The sequence below is a fragment of the Arenibacter hampyeongensis genome (assembly GCF_002909255.1).
GTDB lineage: Bacteria > Bacteroidota > Bacteroidia > Flavobacteriales > Flavobacteriaceae > Arenibacter > Arenibacter hampyeongensis.
On sequence record NZ_PIOB01000005.1, the window covers coordinates 155,489 to 178,023 of the forward strand.

At 40.1% G+C, this 22,535-nt stretch carries 15 protein-coding genes; all 15 read left to right on the forward strand.

Annotated features, from left to right (window positions below):
* The first annotated feature begins 9 nt into the window (after positions 1-9).
* Positions 10-1,650, forward strand: coding sequence for an alkaline phosphatase PafA (gene pafA / locus CWD91_RS13880; RefSeq protein ID WP_103441561.1), 1,641 nt, complete (start codon positions 10-12; stop codon positions 1,648-1,650).
* A gap of 251 nt (positions 1,651-1,901) precedes the next feature.
* Positions 1,902-2,843: a class II fructose-bisphosphate aldolase gene (locus tag CWD91_RS13885; protein ID WP_103441562.1), complete on the forward strand. Its 942-nt coding sequence runs from the start codon at positions 1,902-1,904 to the stop codon at positions 2,841-2,843.
* A gap of 11 nt (positions 2,844-2,854) precedes the next feature.
* Positions 2,855-3,733, forward strand: coding sequence for a 5-deoxy-glucuronate isomerase (gene iolB / locus CWD91_RS13890; protein ID WP_103441563.1), 879 nt, complete (start codon positions 2,855-2,857; stop codon positions 3,731-3,733).
* A 3-nt stretch (positions 3,734-3,736) separates the two neighbouring features.
* Entirely contained in the window at positions 3,737-4,750 is a 1,014-nt protein-coding gene (iolC, locus tag CWD91_RS13895; protein ID WP_103441564.1) for a 5-dehydro-2-deoxygluconokinase, read from the forward strand.
* Between the two features lie 11 nt (positions 4,751-4,761).
* The gene (gene iolD, locus CWD91_RS13900) at positions 4,762-6,621 is read left to right on the forward strand and encodes a 3D-(3,5/4)-trihydroxycyclohexane-1,2-dione acylhydrolase (decyclizing) (protein WP_103441565.1); all 1,860 of its coding nucleotides are present in this window, start codon (positions 4,762-4,764) and stop codon (positions 6,619-6,621) included.
* A gap of 19 nt (positions 6,622-6,640) precedes the next feature.
* Positions 6,641-8,239 (forward strand): solute:sodium symporter family transporter, encoded by a 1,599-nt coding sequence (locus tag CWD91_RS13905; RefSeq protein ID WP_239985785.1) that lies wholly within the window; start codon positions 6,641-6,643, stop codon positions 8,237-8,239.
* Between the two features lie 36 nt (positions 8,240-8,275).
* Positions 8,276-9,751, forward strand: a complete 1,476-nt coding sequence (locus CWD91_RS13910) for a CoA-acylating methylmalonate-semialdehyde dehydrogenase (RefSeq protein WP_103441566.1) — start codon at positions 8,276-8,278, stop codon at positions 9,749-9,751.
* A gap of 12 nt (positions 9,752-9,763) precedes the next feature.
* Positions 9,764-10,669 (forward strand): sugar phosphate isomerase/epimerase family protein, encoded by a 906-nt coding sequence (locus CWD91_RS13915; RefSeq protein ID WP_103441567.1) that lies wholly within the window; start codon positions 9,764-9,766, stop codon positions 10,667-10,669.
* 43 nt (positions 10,670-10,712) lie between these two features.
* Positions 10,713-11,723 carry an inositol 2-dehydrogenase gene (iolG, locus tag CWD91_RS13920; RefSeq protein WP_103441568.1) on the forward strand — a complete coding sequence of 337 codons (1,011 nt, stop codon included), beginning with the start codon at positions 10,713-10,715 and terminating at the stop codon, positions 11,721-11,723.
* Positions 11,724-12,050: 327 nt separating this feature from the next.
* The gene (locus tag CWD91_RS13925; protein WP_239985787.1) at positions 12,051-12,635 is read left to right on the forward strand and encodes an RNA polymerase sigma-70 factor; all 585 of its coding nucleotides are present in this window, start codon (positions 12,051-12,053) and stop codon (positions 12,633-12,635) included.
* 59 nt (positions 12,636-12,694) lie between these two features.
* The gene (locus CWD91_RS13930) at positions 12,695-13,840 is read left to right on the forward strand and encodes a FecR family protein (protein WP_103441569.1); all 1,146 of its coding nucleotides are present in this window, start codon (positions 12,695-12,697) and stop codon (positions 13,838-13,840) included.
* 236 nt (positions 13,841-14,076) lie between these two features.
* A complete protein-coding gene (locus CWD91_RS13935; RefSeq protein ID WP_239985789.1) occupies positions 14,077-17,538 on the forward strand; it encodes a SusC/RagA family TonB-linked outer membrane protein in 3,462 nt (1,153 codons plus the stop codon).
* 11 nt (positions 17,539-17,549) lie between these two features.
* Complete coding sequence (locus CWD91_RS13940) at positions 17,550-19,130, forward strand: SusD/RagB family nutrient-binding outer membrane lipoprotein (protein ID WP_205164641.1); 1,581 nt, start codon at positions 17,550-17,552, stop codon at positions 19,128-19,130.
* Positions 19,131-19,301: 171 nt separating this feature from the next.
* Positions 19,302-20,792 carry an amino acid permease gene (locus CWD91_RS13945; RefSeq protein ID WP_103441570.1) on the forward strand — a complete coding sequence of 497 codons (1,491 nt, stop codon included), beginning with the start codon at positions 19,302-19,304 and terminating at the stop codon, positions 20,790-20,792.
* Between the two features lie 364 nt (positions 20,793-21,156).
* Entirely contained in the window at positions 21,157-22,533 is a 1,377-nt protein-coding gene (locus CWD91_RS13950) for a glutamine synthetase family protein (RefSeq protein ID WP_103441571.1), read from the forward strand.
* Positions 22,534-22,535: the final 2 nt, after the last annotated feature.

Sequence of the window (22,535 nt, forward strand, 5' to 3'; positions counted from 1 at the left end):
CATTTAAACATGCGTGGTCTAACTAAACATTCCCTATTCATAATATTATGTTGCCTCATTTCAGTAAACAGTTTTTCGCAACAACCCCAAGCAAAAACAAAACTTGTTGTTGGCGTTATTGTGGATCAAATGAGAGCAGAGTATCTATACAGATTTCAAGATAAATTTTCCGATGATGGCTTTAAACGCTTAATGAATGATGGATTTGTTTGTAGAAATGCAAATTACAATTACATTCCCACTAAAACAGCCCCAGGACATGCATCAGTTTATACGGGTACTACCCCAAAGTACCATGGTATCATTGCAAATGAATGGTACGATCGAACTTTAAAAAAGGAAATTAATAATGTTGACGATTATAGCACGCAAACCGTAGGAGGAGAAGGGTCTAGTGGGCAACGTTCACCTCATAAAATGTTGTCGACAACAATTACCGATGAATTGCAATTATCAAATGATGGTAAGTCGAAGGTGATAAGCATTTCTTTAAAGGATAGAGGTGCCATTTTACCGGGCGGACATATGTCCGATGGGGCATATTGGTACGATGCTGAAAAGGGAAACTTCATAACAAGTACTTATTACAAGCAAGAACTTCCTGCATGGGTTGAAAAATTCAATAAAGAAGGGTATGTAAAATCATTGTTGAAAAATGGGTGGCATACTATACGGCCCATTGGCAGCTATACTGAAAGCACTATTGATGAGCAAGCCTATGAAAAAGTTTTTCATCATAAAAACAATGCCTCCTTCCCTTATGAATTTAAAAAACTATCCGATGAAGACCAATTCGATATTTTACAAGAGACTCCTTTTGGAAATACAATAGTAGCACTGATGGCTTATGCAGCTCTTGAAAATGAAAAATTAGGAAAAGGTGAGGAAACCGATTTTCTGGCAATTAGTTTTTCGAGTACTGATAAAATTGGGCATGCATTCGGTCCTCATTCCATAGAAATAGAAGACACTTATATACGATTAGATCAAGACATTGCTTCCTTATTACGTAAATTGGATGCACAAGTAGGCAAAGGAAATTACACTTTCTTTTTAACTGCGGATCATGCCGCGACAGATGTCCCGCAGTACTTGAAAAATAATAAAATTCCGGCTGGATATTTTGATAGCGATACAATTGTAAGCAGTTTAAATATGTATTTAGACGCTAGGTATAATGCAAAAGATTTGATAGAAAATATGTCTAATGGTCAGCTCTTTTTCGATAAGGAAAAAATAGAGGCGATGCAACTAAATTTCAATACTGTTTTGGAAGAAAGTAAACAAGAACTATTAAAAATAGAAGGTGTTTTTCAAGTATTGCTGCGTACTGATCTTGAAAAATTTGAATATACTCAATTTGAAATGGGCATGGTACAAAGAGGTTTTAATATAAAACGCTCCGGAGACATTGTTGTGTTGTTTAATCCTTCTTGGAGTAAATACAGAAAATATGGAACTGAACATGGAACAGGTTATAGCTATGACACCCATGTGCCATTGTTGTGGTTTGGAAATAAAATACCTAAAGGGTCCTCTACAAGGAAATATAGCATTACAGACATAGCACCATCGATTTCCATGCTCTTGGGAATAAAATTTCCGGGTGCCTGTATTGGTGTGCCTATCGAGGAGTTGTTTAAGGAGTAGGTAAATGGCTGTGTTAATTGTTCTTGTAAAGGGTAATTGACTTTAGCTTGGCTTAAAGGTTTTTTCTTTATGTATTTACCCAGAACCTCTTCAAGACGACTATGCACAATCTATAATCCCTTGATCAGGGAATTTTACACATAATGCAAACCTTTGCATGTTTTTTTAGCATTAATAGTTTTCTAAAGGGAGATTTTTATTGTTTATTTATAGTAGTATGATTCGTTTGCATTTTAAATATTTATATTCTCATGCACCTTTCGCCCAAGATATTTTATGATCAGTGTTATGGCAAATATGCCATAGCAGCGGTCAATGTTTTTACCATGGAACAGGTTCTCGGGCTTTTTAGTGCGGGAGAAAGGGCAAATGCCCCTTTTCTTGTCCAAATTACACCAGCGGCAAGGAATTATGCCCATCCCGAAATGCTCATTGGGATGATCCGTGCTGCTTCCAGAATATACCCCAAGGCAGTGTACTCCGTTCACATGGATCATGGGAACGAGGAACATGCCTTTAATGCAATACAATCCAACGATTATGACTCCATTATGATCGATGCCTCCCATGATAATTTTGATGGGAACGTAAAAAGGACCAAAGCAGTAGTGGAACAAGCGCACAAAAAAAATATTGTTGTAGAGGCAGAACTGGGAGTGCTGAGCGGTGTTGAAGATGATTTGTCCATAGACGAAAAACATGCCAAATATACCCAGCCCTCGGAAGTGCAGGAATTTGTGGAATTAACGGAATGTGATAGTTTGGCGGTAGCAGTAGGCACCAGTCATGGAGCTTATAAGTTTTCCGGCGGAAATGGTATTCAGTTTAAAATATTGGAGGAAATTCAGCGGAGATTGCCTAAATTCCCTATAGTGTTGCATGGCGGCTCTGCCGTTAATTTTGAGGAAATAGAACGGATCAATAAGGCAGGAGGGCATTTGAATGAAGGTGCCTCCGGGGTTTCGCCGGAAGAGATTGTGAAATCCATTGCCTATGGGGTGTGTAAGATCAATATAGCAACAGATACCAGACTATTGTGGACCAGGGTGCATAGGGAATTCTTCAGGGATACTCCAGAGCTTTTCGACCCCGTTATTCCAGGGAAGACCTATATGGGCGATTACGAAAAATTTATGCTGGAAAAGTTCGATCTATTGGGTGCCACCGGGAAAGTAAGCGACTTAAAATTTTAAAATTAAAAATTATGGAACATAATTCACATTTGCAGATAAAACCAAAATCCAAAACTGGAGTATATCATCAAATTACACCCGCATCGGCTAAATGGGAATATCTGAATTTTGGGACGAGATTAATGACCAAAGGTGAAACTTGGCAATACGATACCAAGGATAACGAAATGGTAATAGTGTTGTTAAGTGGCAATTTTAAAGTGGAAAGCGATAAAGGAAACTGGGAAACAAAAAATGGAAGAATAGACGTTTTTAGCGGGGTGGCACATACCCTTTACCTATCCCGAAATAGTAAATTTACGTTAACGGCTACTAGCAATACTTTGGATATAGGGTATGGTTGGTGCAAGGTCGAAGAAGATTTCCCTGCTAAATTCGTCACCCCAGAGGACACTCCCGTAGTTATTTTTGGCGGTGACAATGCTACCCGCCAGTTCAATGATCTGGTGCCACCGGGTTTTGGTTGTAGCAAAATAGTGGTGCGTGAAGTATATACGCCCTCTGGGAATTGGAGTTCCTTTCCGGCCCACAAACATGATGAACGCATTGTAGACGCTGAAGGTACCGTTTTGGAACCGATACAAGAAGAGACGTATTTCTATAAATTTCAAAAACCGGAGGCATATGCCATACAGCAGGTCTATACCAAGGACAGGTCCTTGGATGAGATAGTTAGGCCTAGACATAATGACGTGGTGATGATTCCCAAAGGTTTTCATCCTGTGGTAGCAGAACACGGATTTCATTGCTACTACCTTAATTTCTTGGCAGGAACGGACCAATGTTTGGCCAATACCACAGACCCGGACCATGAATGGATTTATGATTCCTGGACCTCAAAAGACAAAAGATTACCCTTGGTAACAGCGGAAATGAATAAACAACAATAGGAAATGAGCGATAAAAAGTTTGATGTAATCACGTTTGGGAGATCTAGTATTGACCTTTATTCACAGAATATAGGTTCGCCATTTAATGATATTAAGGGGTTTGATGCCTTTGTGGGGGGGTCTCCACTTAATATAGCTGTGGGATGTGCAAGATTGGGTGTAAATGCCAGCCTTTTGACCGCGGTTGGTAATGACAAAGTGGGAGAGTTTATACTAAATTTCTTAAATGGGGAAGGGGTAAATACCCATGCTATACCTGTAAAAAATGGGACTAGGAGTAGCGCGGTTGTTCTGGGAATAGAACCTCCGGATAAATTTCCCTTGGTGTATTACAGGGATAACGCGGCCGATAGTCAGGTGGATATCGATGACGTGGACAATGCCAATATTCCACACTACAAAATATTGTTGATCAATGGTACTGCCCTCAATATAGAACCTACCAGGAGTGCAACTTTTTATGCCACTGAAATCGCTAATAGAAATGATGTCGACGTAGTTCTCGATCTGGATTTTAGAGCGGACCAATGGCACGATTACAGGGCGTTTGGATTAACCGTTAGGGCTATTTTGCCCAGGGTTAAAATGGCCATTGGTACGGAAGAGGAAATTCTTGCCGCCACGCTGATCAATTCCTCGCAAGTAACCATTAAGGAACAACAGATTTCCGCCCCGGAAATTAAAGGTGATATAGAGGTGTCCATTAAGCAACTGCTTGCCTCGGGCATAGAGACACTTATAGTAAAACGGGGAGAGAAGGGTGCCAGTATATACCAAAAGGATGGTTCCAAAGAGGATGTTCCAGGGTTTCCAGTTGAGGTTTTAAATGTGCTGGGCGCAGGGGATGCCTTTGCCAGCGGATTTCTATACGGAATACTACAAGGGTGGGATTTAAAAAAGGCGTGCAGAATGGGCAATGCCAGTGGTGCGCAAGTGGTAACTAAAAAGGGTTGTGCCAACTTTATGCCCACCTTGGAAGAATCCATGGATTTTATAAATCAGAAGGGCGGATTTTAATTTTATAAGCGATGAAAACAAAAAGACTTACGGTGGCCCAGGCCACAATTGAATATCTTAAGAACCAATATGTAGAACGCGATGGCGTTCAGAACAAATTTTTTGCCGGTTGTTTCGGAATTTTAGGGCATGGGAACGTAGCGGGAATAGGACAGGCACTGCATCAGAATCTGGATTTTCCATATTATGTGGCCAGGAACGAGCAGGGAATGGTGCATGCTGCGGCGGCCTTTGCCAAAGTAAAAAATAGATTACAAACCTTTGTCTGTACTTCCTCTATAGGGCCCGGAGCTACCAATATGCTTACCGGCGCTGCGGCAGCCACTATTAATAGGATTCCTATCCTTTTGATTCCTGGTGACATATTTGCCACAAGACAGGTTGCGCCGGTATTGCAGCAATTGGAATCCAATGTTACCCAGGATATATCGGTCAATGATTGTTTTAAGCCCGTTTCCAAATATTGGGACAGAATAAATAGGCCGGAACAATTGATTACCTCCTTGCCCGAAGTAATGCGGGTACTAACTTCACAGGCAGAAACAGGAACTGTTACCTTGTGCATTCCACAGGATGTTCAGGCGGAAGCCTTTGATTTTCCAGTAGAAATGTTCCAAAAAAGAGTTTGGCATATAGGTAGGACCATGCCAGATCAAACGTTATTGGCAAGGGCAATTGGACAAATCAAAGAAAGTAAAAGACCAATGATCATTGCCGGGGGTGGTGCTATTTATAGCGATGCCACGGCAATTTTAAAAAAATTGGTCAATAGAACGGGGGTTCCCGTTGCGGAAACCTTTGCGGGAAAGGGCGCCTTGGATTACAACGAACCACAGAACCTGGGAGCAGCTGGTGTAACAGGAACACCTGGGGCCATAGAGATAGCAAAAGAGGCCGATCTGGTCATTGGGGTCGGCACAAGATATAGTGATTTTACTACCATATCCAAATCCGCATTTCAAGATCCCAATGTCCGTTTTATCAATATAAATATAACGGAATTCGATTCCTTTAAACATGGAGCACTTCCTTTGGTAGGGGATGCCAAGGCCATATTGGAAACTTTGGACAAAGAGCTGTCCAATTTTAAAGTAAGCGCGGATTATAGTGGGAAAGTAGAAAACTTTAATAAGAGTTGGGATCAATTTGTAGCGGATATCTATGCCGAAAAGAATGAAGTGCCCGCATTTCAAGGGGAAGTGATCGGAGCTGTAAATTCATTTTCGAACCCAGAGGATATAGTACTTTGCGCCGCAGGTAGCCTGCCCGGAGACCTTCATAAATTGTGGAGGACCAGAAACCCCAAGGGCTTCCATCTGGAATACGGGTATTCTTGCATGGGTTATGAGATAGCCGGTGGATTGGGTGCTAAAATGGCACGGCCCGAAAGTGAGATATATGTAATGGTGGGCGATGGTAGTTACCTAATGATGTCCCAAGAAATCGTGACCTCAATTCAAGAAAAACAGAAACTGACAATTATTTTATTGAACAACGATGGCTATTCCAGTATTGGAAGCTTGTCCAGTTCTCTTGGAAGCGAAGGTTTTGGAACCTATTATAGGTACAGAAATGAGGACACCGATCAATTGGACGGAGGATTATTGCCTATAGATTATGCGGCCAATGCCGCGAGTATGGGGGCACATGTGATTAAAGTGAAAAATGTAAAGGAATTAAATGCAGCCCTTGAAAAGGCAAAAACCATAGACAAGACCACGGTAATCTATATTGAGGTGGACCGTAAAAAAGCTGTCCCAGGATTTGCCTGGTGGGATGTAGCGGTAGCCGAAGTGTCAGAGAAAAGTGGCGTCAAAAAATCTTTGGAAACCTATAGGGAAAATAAGAAAACCCAAAAATATTATTTATAGACCATAACCAACCAGCCTTATGAATTCCGAACTCATTATTATTTTAACGTCTTTCCTTATTTTTACTGGAGGGGTTGCCTTTTTTACTTGGTACAGTCTTAGAAAAACCAATTTAACATCCTCCGACGGCTATTTCTTGGGAGGTAGAAGTTTAACTGGAATCGTAATTGCGGGTTCCATGTTGCTGACCAATATTTCCTCGGAACATCTTATTGGGATGAACGGCAATTCCTATGTCAATGGTTTTATTGTAATTGCCTGGGAGGTTACCTCTTCTATAGCCCTAGTAATTGCCGCCATTTTTTTTGTTCCCAAATATTTAAAAATGGGACTGACCACTATACCACAGTTTCTGGAAAGTAGATTTGATGGGTTAACAAGGACTATGGTAGCCGCCATTCTGATCTTTTCATTTGTGGTTACTTTGTTGCCTATTGTGTTGTATTCTGGTGCAATAGGTATCGAAAGTTTGTTTGGTGTTTCGGAGGCTCTTGGGGTGAGTAAATCCGAAGGGCTATGGATAACAGTAGTCATTATTGGGGTCATAGGGTCCATATACGCCATATTTGGAGGTTTAAAGGCCGTGGCCTATTCCGATACCATTAATGGATTTGGACTTTTATTGGGAGGTCTATTAATACCAATATTGGCGTTGATGGCCATAGGAGATAACAACATTTGGGACGGATTGGTAAAGGTATATGACTATGCCCCCGAGAAATTCAATGTGGTAGGGGCAAGGGACTCTGTATTGCCTTTTGAAGTTTTGTTTACGGGATTGATCATTAATCAGCTCTATTTCTGGGGAATGAACCAGACAATTATCCAAAGGGCTTTGGGGGCGAAAAATCTGAAGGAAGCCCAAAAGGGACTTTTAATAACCGGTCTTTTTAAGATCTTGATTCCCTTGATAATTGTGTTGCCCGGGGTAATTTGTTACTATTATTTTCAAGATACTTATTTTGACCAGCAAGACTCCGTGTACCCCCAATTGGTTAAAAAAGTCTTACCTGTTTGGTTGATAGGCTTTTTTGCAGCCGTAATCATGGGAGCGGTATTGAGCACTTTTAATTCTGTTTTAAATTCTGTTGCTACCTTATTTAGTATGGACATTTATAAGAAACATATAGCCAAAAATGTAAGTGACACCAAATTGGTGAAGATTGGAAAAATAACCTCTGCCATATTAGCCATTATGGCCATTTTTGCCGCTCCAATGGTGGCCAATGCCTCAGATGGACTGTACCAATTGTTGCAAGAACTGAACGGAATATTTTTTATTCCAATTGCCTCCATTTTATTGGCGGGTTTCTTTATGAAAAAAGTCTCGGCAATGGGTGCTAAAGTGGCCCTGATTTTCGGACTAAGTTTTTATGTTTTTATGACTTGGGGCTATACCAGTCATGGCATTCATTTCGTACATTTATGGGGGATAGAATTCTTGTTGAACGTGGCCATAATGTATTCTGTATCCTACTTCTATCCAAATGAGAACAAGTACGAAATTACGGATGTCGGAGCAGTAAATCTGACTACCTGGAAATATACCATACCCATGTCCATTGGGTTATGCGCTGTTACTATTTTAATCTATGTTTTGCTCTGGAACAATCAGTAGGAGCACTATAATCAAAAATATTAAATATTTAAAAAAATGGAAATTCTAAAAAATTATATCGATGGTGTTTGGACTCCAAGCACCTCAAAAGAAACAAAGGACATCGTAAACCCGGCCACGCAAGAGGTCTTGGCAAAGGTTCCCTATGGCAAGGGAACCCAAAAGGATGTTGATTTGGCTGTTGAGGCAGCATCAAAGGCTTATAAGGAATGGAGCAAAGTTCCTGTGTTAAAAAGGGTACAGGTGCTGTATCGCTTAAAAACACTCATGGAGGAAAATACCGAGATACTCGCTGAGATTATTACCAAAGAGTCCGGCAAAACTTACGGGGAATCCGTGGGGGAAATTCAGCGTGCTATAGAAAATATCGAAGTGGCATGCGGAACGCCCATGCTTATGGCAGGTGATGTTATTGAAGATATTGCTACGGGAATAGACGAAATGATGATAAGGCAACCCTTAGGTGTGGCAGCTTGTATAACTCCGTTCAACTTTCCCAGTATGATCGTTTTCTGGTTCTTGCCCTATGCAATTGCTACGGGTAACGCTTTTGTAGTAAAACCTTCCGAGAAGGTGCCTTTGACCATGATGAAGATATTTGAGTTTTTAGATCAATTGGATATTCCAAAGGGTCTTGTAAGCTTAGTTCACGGCGGTAAGGATTCCGTAGATGCCATTCTGGAACACCCTTCCATTAAAGCAGTGAGTTTTGTGGGGAGTACTCCGGTAGCTAGATATATCTATTCCAAGGGCACGGCCAATGGTAAGCGGGTTCAGGCGCAAGGGGGAGCCAAAAATCCAGTGGTGGTACTGCCAGATGCGGATATAGAAATGTCTGCCAAAATAATAGCGGACTCCGTTTATGGTTGTGCAGGACAAAGATGTTTGGCGGCTTCCACAATTATAACTGTAGATGATCAAAAAAGACAGATTAAGGATGCCCTTTACGAAACCGTTAAATCCAGAACTACAGGTTATGGTTTGGATAGGGAGATAAATATGGGACCGGTAATTACTCCTGAAAGTAAGGCAAGAATTACGGGATTGATCCAAAAAGGAATTGATGAAGGGGCCAAAGTGCTTTTGGACGGACGAAATGCTTCCATTTCGGGATATGAGAAAGGAAACTTCCTGAACCCTACTATTTTGGAGGACGTGGCCCTGGATAAGGAACTTATTGGAACTGAAATTTTTGGTCCCGTAATGAGTTTGATATCCATGAAGAATATAGATGATGCCCTGAAATTTGTAAATGGCGGGAATTATGGTAACATGGCTTGTTTATTTACCGGTAGTGGTGCCAATGCCAGAAGGTTTAGAAATGAGGCCGATGCTGGAAATATTGGTATAAATATAGGGGTTGCTGCCCCAATGGCCCAATTCCCGTTCAGTGGTTGGAAAGATAGCTTTTTTGGAGATTTGCACGGCCAAGGCAAGCATGCCATAGAATTCTTTACACAGACCAAGGTAATAATAGAAAGATGGCCGAACATTTGGTCAAGAAAATTTTAATCAGAAAAAGGAATGATGAAAATTGCTAATGCTCCTTGTTCATGGGGCGCCTTGGAATTTGACCTGGAAGAAAAATCCGAAGAGATTGGCTTTGAACAGGTATTGGATGAAATTAAGGAAACAGGATATATTGGCACTGAACTGGGCGATTGGGGATACATGCCCACCAACCCCGTCCAATTAAAAGCAGAATTGGATAACAGACACTTGGATCTGCTGGGAGCTTTTGTCCCAGTAGCTTTGGCCCAAGTGGACAATCATGACAAGGGTGTTGTATCTGCCTTAAAAGTGGCCGAGCTTATGTTCAACGCCGGTTATAAGAATTCTTTTATTGTATTGGCCGATGACAATGGATCGGTTCCTGAACGCACCAAAAATGCCGGAAGAATTAAACCCGCTATGGGGCTTACGGATGAACAATGGAAAGTTTATGCTGCCGGAGCTGAAAAGATTGCAAGGGCTGTGAAGGATGCGTATGGTATAAGAACAGTGTTCCACCATCATTGCGCGGGTTATGTAGAAACCCCTGGGGAAATAGACAAGCTTATGACTTTGACCGACCCGCAAATATTGGGATTGTGTTTGGATATGGGGCATTACGCCTTTGGTGGTGGAGATCCGGTCACTGCCCTAAAAAAGTTTGGGAATAGAATATGGCATGTTCATTTCAAGGATTATAGTCCCGAAGCGGCCCAGGCTTCGCAAAAGGTAAACGGGGATTACTTTGATGCCCTTAAAAGAGGGGTGTTTTGTGAACTGGGAAAAGGATCGGTAGATTTTCAATCCATTGTAAAAATATTGGAAGAAATGAAATACAACGATTGGATCGTTGTAGAACAGGATATTTTACCTGGTATGGGAAACCCAAAAATATGTGCACAGGCCAATAGGGATTATATAAAATCCTTGGGGCTTTAGTTAATTGAATTTTCAGAAAACGATCATTAAGAAATATAAAACGATGACAAAAGTTAGATTCGCCGTAGCAGGATTGGGAAGGATAGGAAAGATCCACTTGGAAAACTTACTTCAGATGGAACATGTGGAAGTAGTTGCAGTTATGGACCCAATGGAAGAATGTAGACAATATGCAAAGGCAAAGAACATACCCCATATCACAAATTCTTATGAAGAGCTGTTGGCTGTTGCCCCTTTCGATTCTGTTGTGATTTGTTCCCCAACGGATACCCATGCCGATTATGTTGAAATGGCAGCGAATGCTGGTATCCATGTTTTCTGTGAAAAACCTTTGGACCTTTCCATGCAACGGGTGGTTGAGGTGTTGAAAGTGGTAAAGAAGGCCAATATTAAGTTGATGTTAGGTTTTAACCGTAGGTTCGATAAAGAGTTTAGAAAGGTTCATGAACTAGTAAAACAGGGTGCCGTAGGTGAGCCCCACTTGGTAAAAATTACAAGCCGAGATCCGGGTGCACCACCTGTAAGCTATATTGAAAAATCAGGAGGACTCTTCCTGGATATGACCATTCACGATTTTGATATGGCCCGCTTTGTTGTAGGCAAGGAAGTAGAGGAGGTATATGCCAAGGGAGCTGTTTTGGTGGATGCCGCCATAGGTAAGGCAGGGGATATTGACACCGCAGTTGTTACCTTGACCTATACAGACGGTACTATGGCTGTTATAGACAACAGTAGGGAGGCCGCATATGGTTACGACCAAAGAATAGAAGTATTTGGATCTAAGGGAATGGCACAGGCAGATAACAATTATGAAAACTCGCATCGCCTTTATACAAATAAGGGAATCCAAGGGGCACTTCCCCTTCATTTCTTCCTGGAGAGATATGCTGAAGCGTATAAAACGGAAATGGCCAGCTATGTAATGAGTTTAAAAAATGGCGACGCCGTCCCTGTGGATGGAAATGATGGGTTGATGTCACTTCAAATTGGATTGGCGGCCATTAAGTCATTAAAGGAAAAAAGACCGGTGAAAATTGCCGAAATAGGCAATTAGATTCCCAAAAATTATGAAGGCCCAAAATCAATATCGATTTAAGATTTAAGGAAACCCAATCTTTGGTAAAATTATAATAATTTGTTAAATTGGGATGATATTAAAATTCCATCTATTTAAAATCTGCAATAAAAGTACGTAATATTGGATGTTTTTTTATGGAATTTATCAGAAGTAAAATTGATTGCACCTAATATATAATTATAGCTTTAATAGAACGGCGATGAGGAAAAATTAGTTGAATCCGTAGGCCACATGCCATTGTAAAAAGTACAATTGCCATGGTAGGTTAAAAGGTTTAGCCTAGAGTTTAAATCCATTGATAAGTTGAAAAAGAGTCAACCTAATGTCAACAATGATTTTTTTCTTTCCCTTTTGGAAAAGGGAGAGAAATGTGCATTTGAGACCTTGTTTAGACTTTACTACTCCAAACTTGTACAAATTGCCAAGGGATATTTAATTTACCACCAAGAGGCAGAAAGTATTGTCCAAAATGTATTTCTAAAAATTTGGGAAAATAAAGGGACACTTAAGGAAGTGACCAATATTAATAGTTACTTATATACCATGACCAAGAATTCATGCTTGGACCAATTAAGGCATGAAAAGGTTAAAAGAAATTTCTTAGATCAACGTTTTCGAATTAAGTCTGAAATTCAATACCAATTCATTCAAGATGACGCGGCCTCCCTTTTGCTGGAAAATGAACTGGAAAGCAAAATTATTCAGAGCATAGAATTGTTACCGGAAAAGTGTAAAAATATTTTCAAAAAAAGTAGATTCGAGGGGTTGAAGCATGGTGAAATAGCCTCGCAGATGGGCATTTCACATAAGACCGTAGACAACCATATTGCAAATGCCCTAAGGCATATGAAGCTTCATTTACGGGAGTTTATTACCATTTCCCAATAAATTTTTTAGTTAGTACTAGGTGTAAGTCCTTTTTGAATCGTCTTAATACTATACTTTGGATGATGATGGATAAAAAAATTTCCAATTACCTTAGGGGTACGGCTACTTCTACAGAAGTAGAGGAGGTTGAGGCTTGGATTACATCCAATGATCAAAATGCCAAGAAATTCTACTCTTTCAAAGCCAAATATATTGCTTCCACGATGGATGAAACGGAGGTAGATTTGAATTCTTTTTACCATACCAATATCAATTCCAAAAATTCAACTACCAAAAATAAAGGTCGCGTTCTATTTACTATTTTGAAATCCGCTGCTGTTTTGGCACTTCTCGTAGGGGTAACGTATATTTTTAAGGACAATATTAATGATTCGGGTTCTACTCCAATAATATCCAAAGATGCCATTACCCTGCAATTGAGCGATGGAACTGTAGAAATTATTTCAGAGGATGGGACGGCCAGAGTTGTGGATTCTGAAGGCAACGTGCTAGGGTCTCAGCGAGGGTCACAGTTGGTTTATAAAACGAACGAAACTTCAAAAGAAGAATTGATCTATAATACCCTCACTGTTCCTTATGGTAAAAGGTTTGATATAGTATTGTCCGATGGGACCCAAGTAATTCTAAACTCAGGAACATCCCTTAAGTATCCGGTACAATTTTTAGATGGGGATAACAGACAAGTTTTTCTAAATGGGGAAGCTTTTTTTACTGTTGCCAAAGACTTGGCGAGTCCATTTATAGTTAATACCAACGAACTTAACGTAAGGGTGATGGGGACTAAATTTAACTTGTCCTCCTATCCTGAGGATCAATTTATCAATACCACACTTGTTGAGGGATCTGTCTTGGTTTATAATAGTAATGGCACCTTTGATTCTTCCAAAGCTGCTCCATTGGAACCTGGGTATAAAGCGGAATGGAATAAATTCAATCAGCAAATTATGATTGAAGCGGCGGATATAGCAATGCATACCGATTGGCTGAATGGAAAAATTATATTGAGACATGTGCCCTTTAAGAACATAGTCAAAAAATTGGAACGACATTATAATGTGGAGATTACCAACAATAATCTAAAACTGGATGAGGAATTGTTTACGGCCAGTTTTGATATTGAAACCATTGATCAAGTTTTTAGAACTTTCAATGAGACCTACGAAATGGATTATAAGATCAACAACAGACAAATAGTTATTAACTAATAAACCAGCGGCCAATGAATTGAACCTTCTTAAATTTAAATAAATCACAGTATTAGCTTAAACGCTTAAATTATTATTTTAATCAGGGCATAAGGGCAAAAAAAAATCGGAAAGTGCGCCAACACTCCCCGATAGAACGTGATTAAATTAATTAACCACTAACACACTACAAAAATATGAAAAACCTAATTAAGCTGGAGAGGGAATCCTGTTTCCGGCTACAATATGATTTGAAAATGAAACTTACTACATTAGTTATATTAATTGTTTCGCTTTTTCAAATTCATGCAAACGAAACTTATGGTCAAAAGACCAAGATTACATTGAATCTCGAAAATGTAAGTATCGAAAATGTATTGAATAAAATTGAATCACTTACAGAATTCAAATTCATGTACAACGATAAGGAGGTAGATTATAAGAAAATTGTCTCTGTAAGTGCGGATAAGGAATTGGTAACTGCCATTTTGGAAAGGCTTTTTTCCAAGATGGATATTACTTACGAGGTATTGGACAAACAGATTGTTCTAAAACCTGAAAAAAATGATAGATCACAAATCAAAGATGTTGTAAAGAAGGTTGAAGTCTATCAGCAGTTCGTAGTAAATGGGAGTATTGTTGATGGTGAAGGGAATATGTTGCCGGGGGCAAACGTACTGGAAAAAGGAACTGCGAACGGAACCCAGTCCGATTTTGATGGTAATTTTACTATTGATGTAAATAGTCAAAATGCTGTTCTTGTGGTTTCCTATATTGGATATACAACTAAGGAAGTTTCCGTAAATGGGCAGGCGAATGTCTCCATAACTTTAGAGGAGAGTGCCACTGGCTTAAGCGAGGTAGTAGTTACCGCCTTAGGAATTAAACGGGAAAAGAAATCCTTGGGATACGCATCTCAGGAGCTGGATGCCGATCAGGTTTCCTCCTCAAAGGAACCAAATCTCTTAAATGGTATATCCGGTAAAGTTGCAGGATTACAGATTACCAACAGTCCTTCAGGACTTGGTGGTTCTGCCAGAGTATCAATACGAGGCGATGCCTCATTGAACATTAATGGTAACTCCCCATTGTTCATTGTGGATGGAACTCCGATAAGTAATTCAATTGTTGGATCTAGCGGCTCCGGTACCCAGGATGTGGATTATGGCAATGGAGCTTCAGAAATAAATCCTGAAAATATAGAATCGATCAACGTACTAAAAGGACCTGCCGCTGCGGCATTATACGGTGCTAGAGCAGCAAACGGTGCAATTATTATAACCACGAAGAAAGGAAATAGTAAAAAAGGTCAATTAGGTGTTTCCATTAATTCTGGTATTACAATGGAAAGTGTTTTGCTATTACCGGATTGGCAAAATGAGTATGGTCAGGGTAACAACCAACAATTTGCATTTGTAGATGGTAGTGGAAGTGGTATTGCGGATGGAGTGGATGAAAGTTGGGGCCCTAGACTCGATACAGGATTAATGATTCCTCAATTCGATTCGCCTAGAGCTGATGGTACAAGAGGAGGAGATTATTTGGTTAGCAACTCGCCAATTACTCCTACGCCTTGGGTTTCCATGCCTGATAATACGTTGGATTTCTTCAATACCGGTTATACGAAGACCAATAGCATTGCCATTTCTAAATCCGGCGACTTGGGAAATATTAGGTTTTCCTATCAAAATTTGGATCAAGAAGGTATTGTTCCCAACACGGATCTTACGAGAAATACCTTTAACCTAAGTACAGGGCTTAACCTGACCGATAAATTAACAATTAACACAAATGTTAATTACATTAAGGCGGATAGTGGTAACAGACCATCCTTGAGTTATGGTACCGAAAGCATCATGTATCTGTTTATTTGGTATGGTAGGCAATTGAACACCAATAGCATGCGCGATTATTGGATGCCTGGAAGAGAAGATTTACAGCAGTTTAACTATAACTACAATTATCACGACAACCCATTCTTTAATGTTTATGAGAATACAAATTCACAAAATAAGGATAGGGTATATGGTAATATCAGCGCCAATTATGCCATAAACGACAATTGGAATTTAATGGTAAGGACAGGTAGGGATTTCTACCGCGATTTAAGGACCAAGAAAAGAGCGTTTAGTACCCAACGTTTCCCCTTAGGGTATTATAGGGAGGACAATGTGTTTTTTGAAGAGTCCAATACAGACTTTCTTTTGTCTTATGATAAAACGTTCAACGAAAAATGGAACGTAAATATATCCGCCGGGGGAAACCAATTTCGGCAAAGACAGGATTATACACAAACGGTGGCCCCGCAATTGATCAACCCTGGAATCTATTCTTTTAATAATACAAGAAAGCCATTGGAAGTGAATACCAACAATCAACAGAAGAGAATTAATAGTCTCTACGGTTTTGCCAGGTTTGCTTATGACAATTTACTTTTCTTGGATATTACTGGTAGAAACGATTGGTCCAGTACTCTGCCTACGGATAACAATTCCTATTTTTATCCTTCTGCTACATTGAGCGCCATTGCGAGTGATATGTTTGAAATGCCATCATTCGTGTCCTTTGCAAAATTAAGGGCGGCATATGCCGAGGTTGGTAACGATACGGACCCTTATAAACTTTCAAGTTTTTTCACCAATGAAACACCCTTTGGGGATAATCCCATTTTAACGGAATCTTCATTGATTCCCAATGCCGTTTTGAAACCTGAGATTACCTCATCCTATGAAATTGGAGCCGATATTCGTTTGTTTCAAAGTAGGGTTAATTTGGACGCCACTTATTATGACGGTAGAACCAAAAACCAAATTATTCCTATCAGTACGGATATTTCCAGTGGATATACCAGTAAATTGATCAATGCCGGGGAAGTGAGGAATTATGGTTTTGAGGCAATTCTAAATGTTGTTCCGATAAAAACTGCTAATTTTAGTTGGAACACCATGTTCAACTATTCCCGAAATAGAAGTGAGGTTACCGATTTGGGAGGTATAGATTATACACTTACGGAGAGGAACAGTGTTTTTATTCAAGCCAGGGAAGGTGGATCTATAAGTGCTATTTACGGTAGGGGCTTTCAACGTGTTGAAGATCCCAATAGCCAATATTTCGGACAAAAAATAGTTAATTCAAATGGTATCCCTATTAGAACGGACGGGTTAGTGTACCAAGGGGATTATGCACCTGATTATACCCTCGGAATACTGAATAGTTTTAAATATAGGTCTTTGGATTTCGGTTTTATGTTCGATATTAGGCAGGGAGGAATAGTAGTATCCAGAACCAAGACTATTGGTTCAACTGCCGGGCAATTAAAAGAGACCTTGGAAGGAAGGGAAACTGGGATAGTGGCCGAAGGTGTTGTGGAAACCTCTCCTGGAGTGTATACTCCAAATACGACCAATGTGGATGTAAGGACCTACAACAACCGCTATTATGAAAGGGATAATGTGGAGGCTGCCAAATACGATGCTTCCTATACCAAATTGCGTGAAGTTTCTTTGGGCTACACAGTACCCGCAAGAATTATAGATAAACTGCCCATTAGCAAGGCAAGATTATCACTTACTGGTAGAAATTTGGTGCTTTGGACAGATAACCCGCATTTTGATCCGGAAACGGTGGCCGTTGCCGGTGGTACTTTACAGCCGGGTATAGAAAATATGTCTTATCCCAGTACTAAAACATACACGCTAAATTTACAAATCGATTTTTAATTGCATAAAAGATGAAAAACATACATATTTCAAAACAGGGTTTCTTCATGATGTTTCTTTTGGCGGCTTTTATGGGTTGTACGGAAGACTTCGAAGAAATAAATAAAAACCCGAATTTTCCTGAGCAAGCTTCTTCGGAATTGCTTTTGCCAGGGGTTTTAAGGCAAATGGCCTACAATTGGGGGAATCAAGGATGGGAAGAAGGCTTTACCGTAGTACAGTACGGAGCTCGACTTCAATTTACTTCAGGTGATAGATACAATTGGTCGCCTACAAGTGACCCTTACAATTCATGCTATGACGGTTTAAGGGATATTGAGAATATTATTCGCGATAACAAAGAGAATCCTGACCGTCAAAATTATTATGGCGTTGGGCTGATCGTAAAATCTTGGATCTATTCCTATTTAACGGATGCCTATGGAGATGTTCCATACACAGACGCCATAAAAGGAATTTCTGATGATAATATTACACCTGAATTTACACCACAACAGCAAATATACGATGGTATTTTGGCCGACTTAAAAGCTGCCAATGCAGCCTTGACTGGAGCAGATAATATATCGGGAGATATATTGTACGGTGGGGATGTGCTAAAATGGAGAAAATTTGCCAATTCGCTCCGACTTCGTTTGTTGATGAGGATCAGTGATGTTGATAATTCAAAGGCTGTTGCCGGCATGTCAGAGATTATGGGCGATTTAAGCACTTATCCCATATTTGGCAGCAATGCGGATGCAGCATTGTTACAATGGAATCCGGATAATCCTCAACCCAAATATGATACCCGTTCAGGGAGTTTTGATGAGGTTAGATTAAGTCTTACCTTGGAAACTAGACTCAAGGAGCTAAACGATAGAAGACTTATCGTTTTTGCACAACCCACTTCCAATTCGGGAAAAGGTATATATTCCGATAATATAGATGATTATGTAGGCATGCCAAATGGCTTGGACGATGAAGCGGCCTTAAGTTATAGTCCCTCTGGAAACCCCGATGAAGTTGGGTCTAATTTCATTTCCAGAATTGGGATTCTTTTAGGATGTAGGGCGTGTAATGTAGAGCTGGCTTCGGCAACGGCCTCCCAAACCATAATAATGGATTATTCTGAGCTTCAATATATTTTGGCTGAAGCAAGGGAAAGAAATTTCATTACCGTTGGTGATGCCGCAACTTACTATGAAAATGGTATTAGAGCCTCATTTTCCTATTATTTGGATAGGATCAATGCTGGTGGTTGGAATGAAATTGCTGCCGATCTACAAGCTTTTGACTTGGATGCTTATATAGCACAGACTACTGTGGCTTACTTGGGAACAGCGGGGGAAAAGTTGGAAAAGATTGCCTTGCAAAAATGGATCTCCTTATTCTATACCGGCTTTGAAGCTTGGTCGGATTGGAGACGTACCGGAATGCCGGAAGTTATTCCCGGTGTAGATGCAGGTAATGATAAATTGGTCCCAGTAAGGTTTCAATTTCCTAATGAGGTTAAATCAACAAATAATGCCAACTACCAACAAGCAGTCACAAGAATGGGAGGAGATGACTTAAATACCAGACTTTGGTGGGATGTTGCCAGTAATAATTAAATGTATAATTAAGTAAAGTTTATTATGAATCTTTTAGACCATAGGGATTCCTTCCCTATGGTCTTTTTCTTGAAAATATTAATCCTTATTGAAGTTTATGGGTCATATTTTCCCTATTTCATAGTTATCAACTTAGCAATTTATAAATAACCTAAACCAAGATCAATTGATATGAGCAAAGGCGTGAAGTACAAGAAAATGGACAAATCCTATTTTGAATCCAGGGAACTTAAACGCCATGCGGGTGTTTGGTCATTATGGGCCTTGGGGGTGGGTGCGGTGATATCTGGACATTTTTCCGGATGGAACTTGGGACTGGCTTCAGGAGGGTGGGGCGGTATGTTCGTTGCAACCTGTATTGTAGCCATAATGTATGTCGGGCTTACCCAGAGCGTAGCAGAAATGTCCCCTGCACTGCCACATACGGGAGGCGCGTATTCTTTTGCTAGATCTGCCATGGGACCCTGGGGTGGATTCTTTACAGGACTGGTGGAAAACTTGGAATTTATTCTTACACCCGCCGTTATTGTTTTTTTTCTCAGTAATTATATGCAGGGTATCTTTGAAACTGCGCCCGAAATGTTGCCTTTTTGGTGGTTCGGATTTTATACCATCTTTACCCTGTTGAATATAATAGGAGTGGAGCTTTCATTCAAATTCACTGTCACCCTCACTTTATTGGCTTTGGGTTGTTTGGGTATTTTTTGGGTATCATCTATCGGAAGTGCCGATTTTACTACCTATGCGTTAGATATTAAAGCAGGTGCTGATGGTTCTGCTGAGCATTTGCCCGGTGGAGGAGGTTCATTATTCCCCTTGGGATGGGAAGGAGCATTAAAAGCCATGCCCTTTGCGGTATGGTTATTTTTGGCCATTGAACAGTTGCCTTTGGCAGCCGAGGAGTCGGTAGATCCCAAAAAGGATATGCCAAAGGGATTGACCTATGGGATCATTACTCTGATTATTTCTGCTTTTTTAATCCTTTGGCTCAATGCTTCAATACCATTGGGGTCCTTTGCCCTATCCCAATCCGGAGAACCTTTATTGGACGGATTTAAAGTGCTGTACGGGGACAACATAGCCAAACTTTTAGCTTTGGTGGCTTCAATTGGACTTTTGGCCTCATTCCATACCATTATCTTCGCTTTTGGGAGACAGATCTATTCCCTATCTAGGGCAGGATATTTTCCTGTAATGCTTTCCCTTACCCATAATAAAAGAAAAACACCTTATACCGCATTAATTTTGGGATCGGTTATTGGTTTTGTGGTTTTAATGGTCACCAAATTTTTGGCGGGAAACGAAAGTGAGGTTTTTATTGGAGGAGCTTTGTTGAACATCGCTGTTTTTAGTGCCATGTTATCCTATATTTTACAATGCGGGTCCTTTTTGTTATTGCGAAAGAACAAGCCGGATCTGGAAAGACCCTATGTTAGTCCTTTTGGGAAATTCGGAGCTTGGACCACTATTTTGCTGGCCAGTGTGATTATCTATTTTCAGCTTCAGGATCAATCCTATAGAACGGCAGTTTTTATTTCCATAGGCTATTTGGTAATAGGATTGGTATATTTTGGACTTAAAGGAAGACATCGATTGATACTCTCCCCTGAGGAAGAATTTGCCTTGGAGCACGAAACAAAAAAAGCTCAAGTAAAAAACTAAATTTTATACCTCTAGATGGGCATTAATGAATATTTTTATAGAAGATACTCTTGTCGATATATGTATTGGAAACCTGGATTTGCAACAACTGGGATAATATAAATATACCAGTGTCCTAAAATCATACCTTAGAGTCTAATAATCAACCATATAGTAGTCAAGTAAAACTTTATTGTCCAAGACGTAAGTTTTATCCGGCCTATAGAAAACAATAATAATGAACCTATGAAATGAGCATAAACAAAATTAATTTTTTGCATACCAACCGAAATAACTAAATTTTTTTTATGCGAAAGCGTAGCGGTTGTTTTATGCATAAAATTATTATTACGCTTTTTTTCAGATTAATAAAAATTTTAAATAGATGAAAAAGGAAGATCCTATAATAACTCCGGAATCGGTTAAGAAATATATTAAGGAACATCAAATTGAAAATATAAAGTTGGCCGTAGTAGATGTAGATGGCGTGCTACGTGGGAAGTATGTAAATTCTAAAAAATTCCTTTCCGCTTTGGACAAGGGATTCGGATTTTGCAGTGTAATCTTTGGCTGGGACTCCAATGATGTTTTGTATAAGAATGATTCTTTCACCGGTTGGGCAGATGGTTTTACGGATGCCAATGCTACTATAGATGCCTCCAGTATGAGAGTTTTGCCAACGGAAGATTATAAATCGGTCATATTTTTGGTTGATTTTTCCGAGAGCAATGCTTCCAGTGTGTGCCCCAGATCTGTACTGCGTAAAACCTTGGATAGATTAGGGAATATAGGGTATACGGCAAGCGCATCTTTTGAGTTCGAATTTTTTCTGTTCAATGAGACACCGAAATCTATTCGCGATAAGAACTACCATAATTTGGAGCCTATGACGCCCGGTAATTTTGGATACTCCATATTGAGAAGCTCTACCCATGCCAATTTTTACCACGAAATAATGAGTCTTGCCCAGGAGATGGGCATGCCTTTGGAAGGTCTGCACACCGAGACCGGGGCAGGGGTGCTAGAAGGTGCTCTTGAATATTCCGAAGCGCTAAGGGCAGCCGATAATGGGGCTTTGTTTAAAAACTTTGTGAAAGTATGGGCACAACAGAACAGTTTAATGGCCTCTTTTATGGCCAAATGGTCTTCCAGTTATCCAGGACAATCCGGACATATCCACATTTCTTTGCAAAATAAGGATGGTTCATCTGCCTTTTATGATAAAAGCAAGGAACATGGAATGTCAGACGTTATGCGCTGGTTTATAGGAGGTCAACAAAAATTAATGCCCGAATTGCTGGCCATGGTGGCCTCTACCTGTAATAGTTATACGCGACTCATTCCTGGTTTTTGGGCTCCTACGGCTGCCTCATGGGGTATGGACAACAGAACTTGTGCCCTTAGGGCCATCCCTGGATCGGAAAAATCCCAAAGAGTGGAATACAGGGTGTCTGCAGCCGATATTAATCCATATTTGGCGCTGGCAGCGGCTATTGGTTCCGGAATTTGGGGCATAGAGAATAAAATTGAACCAACCAAAGCTGTGGATGGTAACGCCTATGATGTAGATTTTCCTCAGGAGCTTCAGTTGCCCAGGACCTTATCACATGCCGCCGAGAAATTTAAGAATTCAAAAATTGCACGAGACTTGTTTGGTGATATATTTGTGGATCATTATGCGTATACCCGACTATGGGAAGATCAACAACAACTGGGAGCCATAACAGACTGGCAATTAAAACGTTATTTTGAAATAATATAAAA

What these genes read in the sequence shown, in the direction of transcription:
- pafA (WP_103441561.1), top strand. Translation starts at nt 10, where the DNA reads ATGCGTGGTCTAACTAAACATTCCCTATTCATAATATTATGTTGCCTC.
- CWD91_RS13930 (WP_103441569.1), top strand. Translation starts at nt 12,695, where the DNA reads ATGATGATGGATAAAAAAATTTCCAATTACCTTAGGGGTACGGCTACT.
- CWD91_RS13910 (WP_103441566.1), top strand. Translation starts at nt 8,276, where the DNA reads ATGGAAATTCTAAAAAATTATATCGATGGTGTTTGGACTCCAAGCACC.
- iolC (WP_103441564.1), top strand. Translation starts at nt 3,737, where the DNA reads ATGAGCGATAAAAAGTTTGATGTAATCACGTTTGGGAGATCTAGTATT.
- iolG (WP_103441568.1), top strand. Translation starts at nt 10,713, where the DNA reads ATGACAAAAGTTAGATTCGCCGTAGCAGGATTGGGAAGGATAGGAAAG.
- CWD91_RS13905 (WP_239985785.1), top strand. Translation starts at nt 6,641, where the DNA reads ATGAATTCCGAACTCATTATTATTTTAACGTCTTTCCTTATTTTTACT.
- CWD91_RS13940 (WP_205164641.1), top strand. Translation starts at nt 17,550, where the DNA reads ATGAAAAACATACATATTTCAAAACAGGGTTTCTTCATGATGTTTCTT.
- CWD91_RS13915 (WP_103441567.1), top strand. Translation starts at nt 9,764, where the DNA reads ATGATGAAAATTGCTAATGCTCCTTGTTCATGGGGCGCCTTGGAATTT.
- iolD (WP_103441565.1), top strand. Translation starts at nt 4,762, where the DNA reads ATGAAAACAAAAAGACTTACGGTGGCCCAGGCCACAATTGAATATCTT.
- CWD91_RS13945 (WP_103441570.1), top strand. Translation starts at nt 19,302, where the DNA reads ATGAGCAAAGGCGTGAAGTACAAGAAAATGGACAAATCCTATTTTGAA.
- CWD91_RS13950 (WP_103441571.1), top strand. Translation starts at nt 21,157, where the DNA reads ATGAAAAAGGAAGATCCTATAATAACTCCGGAATCGGTTAAGAAATAT.
- iolB (WP_103441563.1), top strand. Translation starts at nt 2,855, where the DNA reads ATGGAACATAATTCACATTTGCAGATAAAACCAAAATCCAAAACTGGA.
- CWD91_RS13935 (WP_239985789.1), top strand. Translation starts at nt 14,077, where the DNA reads ATGAAACTTACTACATTAGTTATATTAATTGTTTCGCTTTTTCAAATT.
- CWD91_RS13885 (WP_103441562.1), top strand. Translation starts at nt 1,902, where the DNA reads ATGCACCTTTCGCCCAAGATATTTTATGATCAGTGTTATGGCAAATAT.